The organism is Psychrobacter sp. S4(2024) (genome assembly GCF_036861305.1).
Lineage (GTDB): Bacteria > Pseudomonadota > Gammaproteobacteria > Pseudomonadales > Moraxellaceae > Psychrobacter > Psychrobacter cryohalolentis.
The window spans coordinates 558814-573257 of the sequence record NZ_JAZAQR010000001.1 but is presented as its reverse complement, the minus strand read 5'-3'; the positions used below and the strand labels follow the sequence as shown (position 1 = coordinate 573257).

General features: G+C 43.4%; 9 protein-coding genes and 2 pseudogenes. 9 read left to right on the top strand and 2 right to left on the bottom strand.

Going from position 1 to position 14444, the window contains the following annotated elements; translation table 11 throughout:
* Positions 1-106: 106 nt before the first annotated feature.
* Positions 107-1459: an 8-oxoguanine deaminase gene (locus VLA57_RS02450; protein ID WP_133104384.1), complete on the bottom strand. Its 1353-nt coding sequence runs from the start codon at positions 1457-1459 to the stop codon at positions 107-109.
* Between the two features lie 305 nt (positions 1460-1764).
* Positions 1765-2535, bottom strand: coding sequence for an IclR family transcriptional regulator (locus VLA57_RS02445; RefSeq protein ID WP_333954240.1), 771 nt, complete (start codon positions 2533-2535; stop codon positions 1765-1767).
* A 262-nt stretch (positions 2536-2797) separates the two neighbouring features.
* On the opposite strand from VLA57_RS02445, the gene VLA57_RS02440 reads away from it, so the two are divergent.
* From VLA57_RS02440 to VLA57_RS02400, 9 genes and pseudogenes are all read left to right on the top strand, one after another.
* Complete coding sequence (locus VLA57_RS02440) at positions 2798-3778, top strand: YhdH/YhfP family quinone oxidoreductase (RefSeq protein ID WP_333954239.1); 981 nt, start codon at positions 2798-2800, stop codon at positions 3776-3778.
* A gap of 178 nt (positions 3779-3956) precedes the next feature.
* The gene (benE, locus tag VLA57_RS02435; RefSeq protein WP_333954238.1) at positions 3957-5153 is read left to right on the top strand and encodes a benzoate/H(+) symporter BenE; all 1197 of its coding nucleotides are present in this window, start codon (positions 3957-3959) and stop codon (positions 5151-5153) included.
* Between the two features lie 248 nt (positions 5154-5401).
* Positions 5402-6016: pseudogene (locus VLA57_RS02430) on the top strand (YceI family protein).
* Positions 6017-6105: 89 nt separating this feature from the next.
* Positions 6106-7491 (top strand): cytochrome c, encoded by a 1386-nt coding sequence (locus VLA57_RS02425; RefSeq protein WP_333954237.1) that lies wholly within the window; start codon positions 6106-6108, stop codon positions 7489-7491.
* Between the two features lie 89 nt (positions 7492-7580).
* Positions 7581-9194: a flavin monoamine oxidase family protein gene (locus VLA57_RS02420; protein WP_333954236.1), complete on the top strand. Its 1614-nt coding sequence runs from the start codon at positions 7581-7583 to the stop codon at positions 9192-9194.
* 49 nt (positions 9195-9243) lie between these two features.
* Positions 9244-9888 (top strand): c-type cytochrome, encoded by a 645-nt coding sequence (locus VLA57_RS02415; RefSeq protein WP_333954235.1) that lies wholly within the window; start codon positions 9244-9246, stop codon positions 9886-9888.
* Positions 9889-10325: 437 nt separating this feature from the next.
* Complete coding sequence (locus VLA57_RS02410) at positions 10326-11075, top strand: MBL fold metallo-hydrolase (RefSeq protein ID WP_333954234.1); 750 nt, start codon at positions 10326-10328, stop codon at positions 11073-11075.
* 152 nt (positions 11076-11227) lie between these two features.
* Entirely contained in the window at positions 11228-11380 is a 153-nt protein-coding gene (locus VLA57_RS02405; RefSeq protein ID WP_333954233.1) for a hypothetical protein, read from the top strand.
* 348 nt (positions 11381-11728) lie between these two features.
* A pseudogene (locus tag VLA57_RS02400) lies at positions 11729-14384 on the top strand (copper-transporting P-type ATPase).
* The last annotated feature ends 60 nt before the right edge of the window (positions 14385-14444 follow it).

The window sequence follows — 14444 nt, the reverse complement described above, 5'->3', positions numbered from 1 at the left end:
ATTTTAGTGAATCTAATATTACTATCTATACCGCATACCAGAATGTTTGAATCATAATTAGGGAGCCACTATTATTTCCATCAATATAGTTTACATTCACATATTTTTAAGCACGGGCTAAATTCGCTGCTAGCGTAATTTGTTTCGCCATCAATTGATTCATATCGACACCGACTATTTGACCCTCTAATACACGCCATTTACCGGCAACCATTACCTTATCTGCTTTGGTTGCACCACAAAGTAGTATTGCTGCAACAGGAGAACCTGCGCCTGCAAAGCGTATTTCATCAAGTTTAAATAGCGCGATATCGGCTTGTTTACCGACCGCTATTTCGCCAATATCATTACGACCTAAACATCCTGCTGAGCCTATAGTTGCCCATTCAAACGCTTTTTGATGGGTTGTTTCTTCAGCACCATAGCGCAAGCGCTGTAACAATAATGCTTGACGGACTTCGCCAATCATATTCGAGCCGTCATTTGAGGCTGAGCCATCAACACCAAGACCGACAGGGCAACCCGCCTCTTGTAGGGCAATGGTAGGGCATTGTCCTGATGCTAATAACATATTTGATGAAGGGCAGTGGGCAATACCCACATTCGCTTTACCCAATCGTGCTATTTCTTCATCATTAAAGTGAATACCGTGCGCAAGCCATGTACGATTATTTAACCAACCAACGCGCTCAAGGTAATCAACGGGACGCACGCCAAACATTTTTATACAAAAGTTTGTTTCATCATGGGTTTCGGCCAAATGGGTATGTAATCTGACATCAAGCTCTTGGGCTAAATCAGCCGTTGCTCGCATCAGTTCTTCACTAACAGAAAATGGGGAGCATGGGGCTAGTGCTATGCGGGTCATCGCGCCATCTTCATATTGGTGATAGGCTTTAATCAATCGCTGGCTATCATCTAAGATTTCGCGATCTGTTTGAATGGTGGTTCGAGGAGGTAAGCCGCCCTGATCTTCACCTAAGCTCATTGAGCCACGGGTAAGGTGAACGCGGATACCCAGTTCGGTCGCTTGCTCTACTTGAATATCAATAGCATGCTCTAAACCATTAGGAAATAAATAATGATGATCACTGGCTGTAGTACAACCAGAGAGTAGTAATTCGCAAAGCGCTATTTGGGTAGATGTTGCTATCATTTCAGGGGTTAGTCTGGCCCAAACGGGATAAAGACTTTGTAACCAAGGGAAGAGATTTTTGTTTAAGGCAGCAGGAAAAGCACGGGTCAATGTCTGATAAAAGTGATGGTGGCTATTGATTAAGCCGGGTATAAGAACGTGTTCATGAGCATCCACTACCTCATCAACCGCTTGTAAGGGTTGTTCACCAGCCCTTATTAATTCGACAATAAGATCATTTTGAATAACGATACCGCCAGCATAAGCGGGGTCTAAACAGTCGAGGGGGTTTTTGATCCAAGTTCTTTGAGATTTAACCTGCATAGTGACTCCTATTAGTCATCAGGTTTAGAAAAGATTAAGAAAAATCTTAATCGCTTAAACCCGGATGTAGGAGCTACTAACACACAAACCGGAAAGGTGTGAATAGTAGTTGATTTAAAATCACGGCTATTTAATGATCGCCTCCAAATCATTGTTCATAAATATCTTGGCAAAAAACAACCGTATTGTCAATTATTAAGTAACTTGGGCTCTGCTTGAACTATGTTACTTATGATCTATACCCTGTTAATCAAGAAGAAAAAAACGGCTATGGTGTTTTGCTAGTGACCTAATTGGACAAATGACTATAGAGAGTTTTGATTAAAAACAACAGACAGCTCATTTGCAGCTTCCTGTAAAAGAGGTACATGGCTTAATAATTCTTCCAAAGACTTTTTGACAGTGGGACCATGAGTAAATACGGTGGCAAATGCTTGTTGCTCACCATTTGGAATGAGTACCGCACAGGCGACCATGCCTGGAATAAACTCTTCGTTATCTATCCCTATTTGAGTATCACGCGTTTTAGCGATGGTCTGCAGTAGCTGATTTTTATCGGTCTGTGTATTGGTGGTCAAGGCATGTATCGACATTTTATCAATAATACGTTCGCACTTATCTGTAGGTAGTTGTGCTAGAAGTAACTTACCACTGGCACTTGCCCAAACTGGAATATGAGAACCCGCAGGTAAGTATATTTGCAGTGGCCAATCAGACAATGCGCGATCGACGTAAACCACATCTAAATCTTGCATAATCGCAATGCCTACCGTTTCGCCTATTTGTGCCGAAAGCTGTTGCAAGATTGCCAGCCTTTCAGTTTTAAAGTGATTGTTTTGCCATAAATCTATGGCTAGCTGATAAGTCCGTTTTCCGCATGTTACTTTTCCAGGCAGATCTAATTGGACGAATCCGAGATTCTGTAATTGTTCTAGCAGCCGATACATACTTGGTATCGGTATGTCTAACGCTTCTGCTAAGTCGCTGACGCTCATAGGTCTTTGAGACTTGGCTAACATTTCAACTATCTGCAAAACACGCTCAACGCTTGAGCCTTTTTTTTTAGCATTATTCATGGTTTGATTCATATCCTTAGCGACACAACGCCGCATAGCTACGTCCATTATAACGAGAAGGCTTGAGCGTTTACATCTTGTTATGATAAATCAATTATGTTATTTTACATAACGATAATTTATCTATCGATATATGAAAACTAATACAGCATAAAAAATATATTGGTGACATGCTAACTTCTAATTTAAGTGATTAAAGGCGAACAATCCTCTCGTTGCAAAGATTGAGGTTTGTAGGCCTAAGAATATATAAGGAATAAATATGAAAGCCTTTGTAGTAGAGAAAGTAGCGGACAGAGCGTTTTCTTGCGCAATACAAGAAGTTCCTATACCAGAATGTGATAAAGATGAAGTGGTCATAAAGACAACTTATTCATCATTAAATTATAAGGATGCTTTAAGCTCCGTAGGCAATCCGGGTGTGACTAGAAAGTTCCCGCATATTACCGGTATCGATGTGGCCGGAGTGGTACACGAAACGACATCTGATGCCTTTACAGTCGGAGAAAAAGTATTGGTGACTGGCTATGACTTAGGGATGAATACTGATGGCGGTCATGCAGAATTTGTCAAAGTGCCAGCGTCATGGGTCGCTCGTATTCCTGACACAATAACTGATAAAGAAATGATGACTTTCGGTACTGCAGGATTAACCGCAGCTTTGAGTGTTAATGAATTATTAGATAACGGTGTCAAGCCAGAAGATGGTGAGGTTTTAGTCACTGGTGCTACTGGTGGCGTGGGTTCTTTAGCGGTTTCTATCCTGAATAAAATTGGCTTTACTGTCGTTGCCGTATCAGGAAAAGAGGAACAAATTGATTATCTTAAACAAATTGGCGCGTCAGAAGTCATCCTTAGAGATACTTTTAATGAGGATGCTAAAAAACCCATTATGGCTGAAAGATATGCAGGGGTTGTCGATACGGTAGGCGGTGATATTTTGGCCAATGCCCTAAAATATATAAAATATGATGGGGTTGCTACTTGCTGTGGGTTAACATCGTCACATGAACTCAATACCAATGTATTCCCATTTATTTTAAGGGGCGTCAGACTAATAGGTATCGACTCGGTTGAATGTAAGCTTGAGAAGAAGCAAGCAGCATGGGACAAACTGGCTGGTGAGTTTAAAATAGCTACTCTAGATAGTATCACTAACGAGATTGGCCTAGAAGATATCAAAGACACCTACGCATTGATGCTAGAGGGAAAGTCAGTGGGCAGGTATGTCGTAAAAATATAAGGGACATCTATTTTCTTGTCGATATGATATGTAGTAAGAAACTCTTAATTTTTTAAAATTAAGAGTTTCTTAGTTTCTATAGATAAAGTTTTATCGACCAGTAATGACTCGTATAAGAGGTCATATTTATCCTAAAGATGATCAATTGATAAAATTATAGAGTTTTTAGGAACGTAAGATGGTAACTATAATACAAGGTTTAAAACAAGACTGGTCACTTTCAGCGTCTGTTGCTGGCTTTTTAGCGGTACTCATTGCTTATGCAGGGCCACTGGTTATTTTCTTTCAAGCGGCACAAGCAGCACAAGTGTCAGAGGCCATGATGGCGTCTTGGATTTGGGGTATATCGATAGGCACTGCGATACCTGGTATTTATCTTTCTATCAAATATAAAGCGCCGATAGTGACTGCTTGGTCTGCTCCAGGAACCGTGCTGCTCGTGACATTGTTTCCACAGATGAGTATTAATGAGGCCGTTGCGGCTTACATTATCTCAGCCATTGTCATTTTTATGGTCGGCGCGACTGGCTGTTTTGATAAGGTTTTACAGTGGATTCCTAACAGTATCGCCGCCGGTATGATGGCAGGTATCCTATTTCAATTTGGCTTAGGGTTATTCGTCGCCACTGACACCATGCCATTTATTATTTTTAGTATGTTGGGCTGTTATTTATTGGCCAAGCGCTTGTCACCGCGCTATACAATGATTTGGGTATTATTATGTGGCGTCATCTTAAGTTTGGTATTTGGCAAGATGAATCCTGTTGATATCAATTTCACGATGACCATACCCACCCTCATTTGGCCAGAATGGTCCTGGCACGCAACGTTTAACCTTGCAATTCCTCTTATTCTCGTGAGCTTAAGCGGACAGTTTTTACCCGGCATGGCTATCTTGAATTTAAGTGGCTATGACACGCCGGCGAAACCTATTGTCATGGCCACTAGCATTGCTTCATTAGCGGTTGCTTGCGTAGGAGGTATCACCATTACATTAGCAGCAATCACCGCTGCACTATGTACGGGAAAAGATGCGCATGAGCTCAAAGAAAAGCGTTATATCGCCGGTGTCGCTAATGGTATTTTTTACTTATTGGGGGGATTGTTTGCTAGTAGTATTGTGCTGGTATTTAGCTTATTACCTAAAGAGCTGATCGCCGCTCTAGCTGGTCTGGCGCTAATAGGTGCTATCTCAGCCAATATTACTATTGCCATGAAAGATGATGGTCAAAGAGAGTCGGCACTGATTACTTTTTTAGCCACGGCATCCGGTATGCAGTTTTTGGGATTAAGTTCGGTGTTTTGGGGTATTTGCATCGGTATGATTGCTCACTACGTATTGACTAAAAAAAGCAGCAAGCCGGTTGTGGTATAACTGGTTGGTATAAGTTGATTTATTGAAAGATATTCTTAGTGATTATGGTTGGGAATTATGAGTCCAACCCTCTGCTACAATTCATTTAACCGTTTGGTTATCATATTCTGATAGTTTTCGATCAATATAGTAAGGCAGTTCAATAACAGACACAGCACTAATCTTAAAAACTCCTCCAAATAAAACAATGCTAGTAAACGCTTAGAAATCGTGTCATAAGTAAGATCACACAACAAAGGAATGTTGTCATGAGCCAGCTTGTATTTGACAAAGTATTATTGCATTACTACAAGCCATTAGGGACACTATTATTGCTGGTAGGTTGTACGGTTAGTAGCTTTGCCGCCACCTATAAAATTGAGCCTGACACCTCTAACGTACGCTTCGCTATTGACCACCTCAAAACCTCTGCCGCCACTGGCGGCTTCTATAATGTGACGGGAATACTCCAGTATGATCCGAGCGCAAAAACTGGCGACATCTCTCTTATTATCCCCATAAAATCCTTAAACACAGGCAATAAAAGCTTCACTCTCAAACTGATGGGCTCTGATTTTTTTAATATGGAACAGTTTCCATTGGCTCATTTTGAATCTACCAAATGGCATTTTACCTCTGACACAGAAAATCCAAAGGTCACATAAGTGGATGGCAAGCTAACCTTAAACGGTCAGACCCATCCTATTAGCTTATTGACGACCAAATTTAGTTGCTATCTGACCGCTCTAGCTAAGAAGAATATCTGCGGAGGCAATTTTACCGCCACTATTGACCGTACTCAGTGGAATATCAAAAAATATGTCTTGTTCGGTATGACTAAGAATCTGACTTTAAATATCAAAGTTGAAGCGGCTAAACAATAGCCTTTTTAGCGTCGATAAATAATAAACGTGTCATAAAGTCATGGCTAAAATAATTAAAAATGAGTTTTTGCCAGCCTAGTGAGGATAGTATGAAATCAAGTTATATGCTGTTATCAGCACTTGCACTTAGTATGGCTTCCAGCGCTGTCATGGCTGATAGTGCAGGCTTATCTAATACGACGAGCCTATTCAATATCAGTCCCGCTATCAGCTTACCCAATGTCAATCCTGCTATCAGCTTACCCAATGTCAGTCCTGCCAATAGCGATTTGGTTAATCGCGGTGCCTACATTGCCCGTACTGCTGATTGCATGGCGTGTCATCGCGAGGACTATAGCGGCGGCGTCGCGATTGAAACCCCCATTGGTAATATTTACTCGACCAATATCACGCCCTCCACACGTTATGGTATCGGTAACTATACTGAGACTGACTTTAAAAAAGCCCTGAAAAAAGGTCGTGCGCCTACGCATCAGCTATATCCTGCGATGCCATATCCTTCTTATCATGGTATGGCTGATGCGGATATCAGTGCATTATTTGCTTACTTTCAAACCGTACCTCCAGTAGAGGAGCCACCTGAAAATACCACTAAGCTACCATTCCCGTTGAATATCCGAACATTAATGTTGGCTTGGAATGTGCTTAACGTGCCTTCTACCGAAAATCGTGCAGGGCTTACCCAAACCCAGCAGCGCGGTGAATATCTGGTTAATAACTTGGAACATTGCGGTACTTGTCACACACCGCGCAATCTCACGCAAGGTCTTGATAAAGACAAGTATTTATCCGGTGCGCCACTTGGTAAGTGGTATGCACCCAACATCACTCCAGATAATGACAGCGGTATCGGTCGTTGGAGCGAGAGTGATATCGTCACTTATCTACGTACTGGCATGCTCGACAAACGGGCTTATGCAGGTGGACCAATGGCTGAAGCCGTCGCCCATAGTACACGCTATCTAAGCGATGGCGACTTAATTGCAATGGCTGCTTATCTAAAAGTCGTACCTATCCTCAAGACTGACGATTACGTGATACCTATAGATACATCACGGCTGCCTAATCCGGTCAGCAGCTCTATTGCTTATAATTTAATAGAGCAAAAAGACTATTTAGCGCAGGCAAAAACATCCACGAATGCTCATTTTAATAATGACCAAAACTCACCAAAAGCGCTATATCTTGCTGCCTGTGGCAGCTGTCATGGGGTCGATGGTTACGCGCAGCCCGATGCTCGTTACGCCTCTATCGTAGGACTGAGTAGTATTCGTCGCGTTAAGCCAGACGCACTGATTAACGTTATTGCTTATGGTGCAAAAGGGGCGTTAAACACAGCACCCAAAATGCCAGGCTTCGAGAAAGAGTTAAGTCATGCGCAGATTGCCAGTATTACCAATTACGTGCGGGTAAGTTTCGGTGGTCTACAAAGTAGTGATGTTAGTGCTGCTGACGTTAAACGCATCTTAAAGTAAGTGCCATTAACCCCACTATCGATACAGCTATAAAAATACTTAATGCAACCTGATGACATGGATGACGGTTCTATAATAAGGATAATAAAATGAATGATGTGCTTCAATCGCCCACCCGTCGGCAACTGCTATCAATGATCGGTAAGACCGCAGGGGCTACAGCAATGTATCAGGCGATGACTACGTTAGGATTTGCTTCGGAATCTAGTTTTAAACAAGAGATGAATTTAAAGGGTGCGCCTGCTGGCGCTAGCATTGTGATCCTTGGCGCAGGATTGGGCGGACTCACCGCTGCTTATGAGCTACGTAAAGCCGGCTATAAAGTCACTGTTCTTGAGTTTCAAAATCGCGGTGGTGGTCGCAGTTGGACACTAAACGCAGGTGATAAATATACCGAGCTTGGTGGCGGCGAGGTGACTTGTGACTTTAAAAAAGGCAATTACTTTAATGGTGGACCATGGCGATTGCCCGTTCATCATTATGCGGTATTCCATTATTGTAAAAAATTCGGTGTGGCACTGCAGCCTTTTATCCAAACCAATGACCGCGCCTATTTGCACCGTACCACTCATTTTAATGGTGCACCGCAGCGATTGGGTGAAGTACAAAGTGACATACGTGGCTATGTCTCAGAGCTATTATCCAAAGCAGTCAATACCGGTAGCCTTGATAAGACAGTTAATAAAGAGGATAAAGAGAAGCTCTTAGAAGGCTTAAAAGGTTGGGGCGTCCTTGATAATAATTATCGCTATGTTAAAAGCCACGAAACCAGCAAGCATCGTGGCTATAGCGTTTATCCGGGTGGCGGTTTGATGCCTGATGCCAAACCCTCGACACCGATACCGATGGACAAGCTCTTAAATTCAGGGATGTGGTCAGATATTTATAGCAACTATACGACATATGACCATCAACCAGCGATGTTTCAGCCTGTCGGTGGTATGGGAAAAATCGGTGATGCATTCACTCGCGAATGTCGAGACATGATTACGTTTAATGCTAAGGTCACTAAGATTCATCAAGATGAGACTGGCGTCACTGTCGATTATGTCGATAGCAATAGCATTAGTAACAATCTAGATGGCGAAACTAAAACCGTGCGTGCTGACTGGTGTATCTGCAACATTCCACTATCCGTATTAACCCAAATTGACATTAACGTCTCAGCGCCGATGAAGCAAGCGATGGCAGCGGTACCTTATGACACCTCTTATAAAGTAGGTTTAGAGTTCAAACGCCGATTTTGGGAAGAAGACGAATGGATTTATGGCGGTATCAGCTATACCGATATGCCTATCTCACAGATATCCTATCCTTCACACGATATGTTTACCACAGGCTCAGGGGTGCTACTCGGCGCGTATGGATTTGGAGAAGCCTCTTATCGATTTAATACGCTGAATCCAAAAGAGCGTATTAATGCGGCACTACAGTATGGTAAGTATATTCATCCGCAATATACCAAAGAGTTCCGCTCTGGAACGTCCGTCGCTTGGCACCGTATTCCATGGTCGCTCGGTTGCTATGGCATTTGGAGCGAGTCAAGCCGTGATCAGTACTACGCTACGCTATGCGCGATTGACCACCGTATCGTACTAGCAGGTGAGCACTGCTCACATATCCCAGCATGGCAAGAAGGGGCAATTTTATCTGGCATGGATGCCGCTCAGCGACTACATCAAAAGGCAAAAAAACTTGGTTAGTAGAAGTGATTATTACAGTAAATTAATCATAATAAATTCAGAGGTAATCATGGACATGATCAAACCAAACCTGCTTGCTGTGGTAATGATATTAGGTATCGGAAGCACAGTCGCGCTATCAGGCTGTAGCCAATCCACTAATGCCAATGCTGTTACTCTCGCCAGTCAGCAACAAACCACGCAAATGGTCTTTGATAATCAAGCCAGTCGCAATAATGGTGCATGGGGTGCAGTGTATATGACTAGAGAAGCGCTTAGATCGCCAACAGCCAATATCGTCGATGTCAGCTCACTACCGAAAATGGTAGAAGATGCTAGCTTGCAAAAGTGGTTAGCAAAGTTCGAAGGTAGCTCTGAAGGTGAAAAGGGGTTTATTACTACCAATGGTAAAAAGCTGTATGATGATTCCTGCGCTGGCTGTCATATGCAAGATGGTAAGGGCGCAAAGGGGGCAGGTTACTATCCGCCGCTTGCTGATAACAGTAAGATGCAATCAAAGTACTATATCATTAGTGTTGTGATGAATGGCTTACGCGGTATGCCATCCTTTCAAAGTATGATGAATGATGAACAAATAGCAGCGGTCACTCAATATGTGCATAGTGACCTTAATAAATTTACCGATACGGTCACTGCTGCCAACGTTGCTCAGCTCCGTCATGAATTTCCACCGAGTTCTGATCCGAGTGAATAATTTGATTTTATGATATCAAATCTTTAGGCACTAACTTGGGAGAGTTTAATCAGTCAGCTCGATGATAATGAACCGTGCTGTCGATGTCATAATTATTAAATTCATATACTGAAGATATGATGTTTAGTATTACGGAAGATTATATAAAGAGAGAAGATTATGAAAGGGCGTGTAATAACCTAAAAACCAATCTTAACACTATGGTTATTTAATACAGCAATTCATTGATGATACCGCATCACTCGCTTGCCGTATTGACCAGCTCAAGAGCAAATATCGAAGACCCACGAGTCCAACAGCTTTGGTCTGCTAATGTCACATAAAAACCATACAGAGTAATGCTTTATGAATACACTATATTAGAACATAATATATAAAAAATAGGTGCAATAACCAGTGTGTTGGGCATCACCCCTTACCTTATACAAGGAATAATCATGATATTTCGTCAATTGTACGAACCCCTTTCGAGCACTTATACCTATCTGTTAGGGGATGAGGATACAGGTCAAGCTATCCTGATTGATCCGGTCATCGCGACTATGGATCGTGACTTGGCTGAAATCCATAGATTGGGACTGGATTTGGTCTACACAGTTGACACGCATATCCATGCAGACCACATTACTGCAGCATTAGAGATGAAGCGTGCCGTCGGTAGCAAGATTGCAGCGCCTGCCTTTGACCGTCTACCATGTGTGGATGTCGGGCTGAAAGAAGGAACACCTTTGCAGGTTGCTGGTATTACCCTGCACCCATTGCATACGCCGGGACACACCGATGGTCATTTTGCGTATCTCTTTAATGAGAGGGTATTCACTGGCGATGCTTTACTTATCGATGGATGTGGCCGGACCGACTTCCAGAATGGCGATGCCGATGCGCTGTATAAATCTGTGCGGCAGAAACTTTTTTCTTTACCAGACGACACGCTGGTCTATCCTGCGCACGACTACAAGGAGCGCTTTGTTTCTTCAATCGCGCAGGAAAAAAAGCGCAATCCACGGCTTGGCGAGGACATAACACTCGAAGAATTCAAGGTCATCATGAGCAACCTAAATCTATCATATCCGAAATTCATTGATTATGCTGTCCCTGGCAACCAGCAGTGTGGCGTCTGCCCAGAGGATTTACCAGAAAATTTAGCCACTTACTGTCGCCAGATGATGCAGAGCCCTCAAGGATAACGTTACTGATTTTAAAAGAGTCGACGTTTAACGATGGTTAATTTATCGGCTCTGATCTTGAAGAGATGTAATTAATGAGCATTTGATATTCCCATGCTTAGCGCGCACACTACTATTAATGCCAATACTATAATCTACGGAGAAATACTATTATGAACGGCATAATGAATGGAGAAATGATGCAGGGAACGATGATGCAAGGGATGGGCTGGATGATTCTCTGCCTACTGTTTGCGCTACTTCTTTTTGCTGTAATTGTGTTGATATTGATGGCAATTCTGAAATATCTGCGTAAACCAGATTAAAGCTTGTAATAAAGAGATGCGTGTAGTCGTCGGGAAATGGCTTTTGAGTAGCGATCTCGTAGAGTCTGAATCTATATTTTAGATAAAACTATCCAATAGAGAGTTATTGCTCTTTAAGGTTAGGTACAAATATATTATTGGATGACTGAGACTTTCGCTATACGCCTTTCTTCAGTAGCCTAACAGTAGCCCAATTTTAAGTGCTATTGGTACATATTACCTTTTCTTTAACATCCGTCTCTAACATCAAAATTAAGATTTTATCAAATAGTAATCATGATAACGGGCATCTCTTAACCATTGAGTTAGAGCGCAATCTTTACTCAATATAAGTGAAGGAGTTATCTGATGAATCCTAATAATAGCGATAAAAATAATGGCCTTAGTGGCCAAGATTCAAAGAATACTAATCAAACCCATACTACCTTCAAAGAGTATAACCAAGTGCCAGCTGATTATAATGGCGCCGTTTATACCTGTCCGATGCATCCAGAGGTGAGAGACGTTACAGATAGCGGCTGCCCAATATGCAACATGTCTCTTAAACCTGAAGACACTGTTGCTAAGATGGCAGCAGTGAAAGATGACCATACCAACTGCCACATCGCGTCGAATACCGATACTCACCCTACTAAAGATAGTAAGTACGACAAAGTACCAGAGAACTATAGCGGTACAGTCTATACTTGTCCGATGCATCCCGAAGTGAGAGATGTTGAAAAAAGCGATTGCCCAATATGTGGTATGTTCCTCAAACCTGAGGACGAGGTTACTGATGAAGACAGTCATTCACATTGTCATGGCAAAGATACTGACCGTACTAAGGTAAAATCTGTCAAAGGCGGCAAATACGACAAAGTGCCAGCTGATTATAAGGGTACCGTTTATATTTGTCCGATGCATCCCGAAGTCAGGGACGTGAAGAATAGTGGCTGTCCAATATGCGGAATGGCACTTGAACCAGAGACGGTTACCATTGGTGAGGAGGACACCTCAGAGCTCGACGATATGACACGCCGTTTCTGGATTTGTACGGTGTTGACCATACCGCTATTTCTGTATGCTATGAGTGACATGGTAGGTCTAAGCTTAGACAACCTTGGACAAGGTGATATCTCTGGACAGATCGCTCAGTGGATTCAGCTAGCGCTTGCAACACCAGTGGTGTTATGGGGAGGCGCACCATTCTTCGTTCGTGGCTGGCAATCAATAAAAAGCCGAAACCTGAACATGTTCACTTTGATTGCAGTGGGTGTAGGCGCAGCTTTTGGTTTCAGTCTGGTAGCAACCTTCCTTCCGGATATTTTTCCAGATAGCTTCAGGGACGCCACTGGCCAAGTAGGGGTGTACTACGAAGCGGCAGCGGTCATTGTGACCTTAGTGCTATTGGGTCAAGTGTTAGAGCTCAAAGCCAGAAGTCAGACCTCAGGAGCAATCCGTGCGTTACTAGAGCTAGCACCACCAACGGCAAGACGTGTGGATGAGAACGATGTCGAAACCGAAGTGTCACTTGATGAAGTGATCAGCGGCGACAGATTGCGAGTGAAGCCAGGAGAGAAGCTTCCTGTAGACGGTACGGTACTTGATGGTAGTAGTAGCATTGATGAATCGATGGTGACTGGTGAACCCATCCCAGTGTTAAAGGCACAAGGGGATACGGTCACCGGCGGCACAGTCAACGGTACTGGGACACTACTGATCAAAGCGGTCGATGTTGGCGATGATACCGTATTGTCCAAGATCGTCAAGATGGTTGCTGAAGCCCAGCGCAGTCGCGCGCCAATACAGAAACTGGTTGATAAGGTAGCTGGATGGTTCGTGCCCATCGTACTTATTTGCTCTGTCATTACCTTTATTGTCTGGGCGATATTTGGGCCTACGCCTGCAATGGCTTTTGCGCTGGTCAATGCTATCGCTGTATTAATCATTGCCTGCCCTTGTGCGTTAGGGCTCGCCACACCGATGTCAATCATGGTGGGCACTGGTAAGGGTGCGCAAAATGGGGTGCTTATCAAGAATGCTGAAGCGTTAGAGAGCATGGAAAAAGTCGACACTATCGTTGTCGATAAAACCGGAACGCTGACAGCAGGCAAACCAGAGCTTACCGCTATTGAAGCGCTTGGCGGCTTAGACGAGGATGAGCTGCTTATACTTGTCGCAGCGGTAGAGACTGCCAGCGAACATCCTCTGGCAGAAGCTATTGGTCAAGGCTGCAAAGGCAAAATCTCTCGATATGGTTAAGGCAAGCGATTTTAGTTCAACTACCGGTGAAGGCGCGCAGGCGCTGGTCAATGGCAAGCAAGTCGCCGTAGGCAACTCAAAATTCATGCAACGCCTCAATAGTTTTGACAGTACGCTTTCAGAACGCGCCGACAAACGCAGGAAGGACGGTGAAACTGTTATGTTTGTCGCAGTAGATGGGCAAGCTGCTGGTCTCATATCGGTCGCTGATCCGATCAAGCCGAGTACCAGTGAGGCAATATCGCTATTACACAAAGCTGGACTGCGGGTAGTCATGCTGACAGGTGATAATGAGATAACGGCTAGAGCGGTTGCTAGTAAGTTAAATATTGATGAGGTACATGCTGACGTCTCTCCAGAAGACAAAAATCGTATCATAAAAGAGTTGCAAAGTAGTGGCAAGGTTGTGGCTATGGCGGGTGACGGTATTAACGATGCTCCCGCTCTTGCCCAAGCAGATGTCGGCATCGCTATGGGCACAGGAACAGATGTGGCCATGGAGAGTGCTGGGATCACGTTAGTGAAAGGTGATCTGATGGGAATCGTAAGAGCCCATAAACTGAGCCATTCTACGATGCGCAATATCAGACAGAATCTGTTTTTTGCCTTTATCTACAACGCCCTTGGTGTGCCGATTGCGGCAGGTGTGCTGTATCCGTTCTTCGGACTTTTACTCAGTCCAATGATAGCAGCGGCGGCTATGAGTCTCTCGTCAGTATCTGTTATTGGTAACGCGCTGCGATTGCGCCGTTTGAAGTTGTAATTCTGGTACGGTGAAGAGGGTTTTAAAGCACACTTACAAATACTGGTCTTATCAAGGCCT

Bases quoted from the DNA above. Each gene is read 5' to 3' on its own strand.
- VLA57_RS02450 (WP_133104384.1), bottom strand. From the start codon at position 1,459: ATGCAGGTTAAATCTCAAAGAACTTGGATCAAAAACCCCCTCGACTGT.
- VLA57_RS02445 (WP_333954240.1), bottom strand. From the start codon at position 2,535: ATGAATAATGCTAAAAAAAAAGGCTCAAGCGTTGAGCGTGTTTTGCAG.
- VLA57_RS02440 (WP_333954239.1), top strand. From the start codon at position 2,798: ATGAAAGCCTTTGTAGTAGAGAAAGTAGCGGACAGAGCGTTTTCTTGC.
- benE (WP_333954238.1), top strand. From the start codon at position 3,957: ATGGTAACTATAATACAAGGTTTAAAACAAGACTGGTCACTTTCAGCG.
- VLA57_RS02425 (WP_333954237.1), top strand. From the start codon at position 6,106: ATGAAATCAAGTTATATGCTGTTATCAGCACTTGCACTTAGTATGGCT.
- VLA57_RS02420 (WP_333954236.1), top strand. From the start codon at position 7,581: ATGAATGATGTGCTTCAATCGCCCACCCGTCGGCAACTGCTATCAATG.
- VLA57_RS02415 (WP_333954235.1), top strand. From the start codon at position 9,244: ATGGACATGATCAAACCAAACCTGCTTGCTGTGGTAATGATATTAGGT.
- VLA57_RS02410 (WP_333954234.1), top strand. From the start codon at position 10,326: ATGATATTTCGTCAATTGTACGAACCCCTTTCGAGCACTTATACCTAT.
- VLA57_RS02405 (WP_333954233.1), top strand. From the start codon at position 11,228: ATGAACGGCATAATGAATGGAGAAATGATGCAGGGAACGATGATGCAA.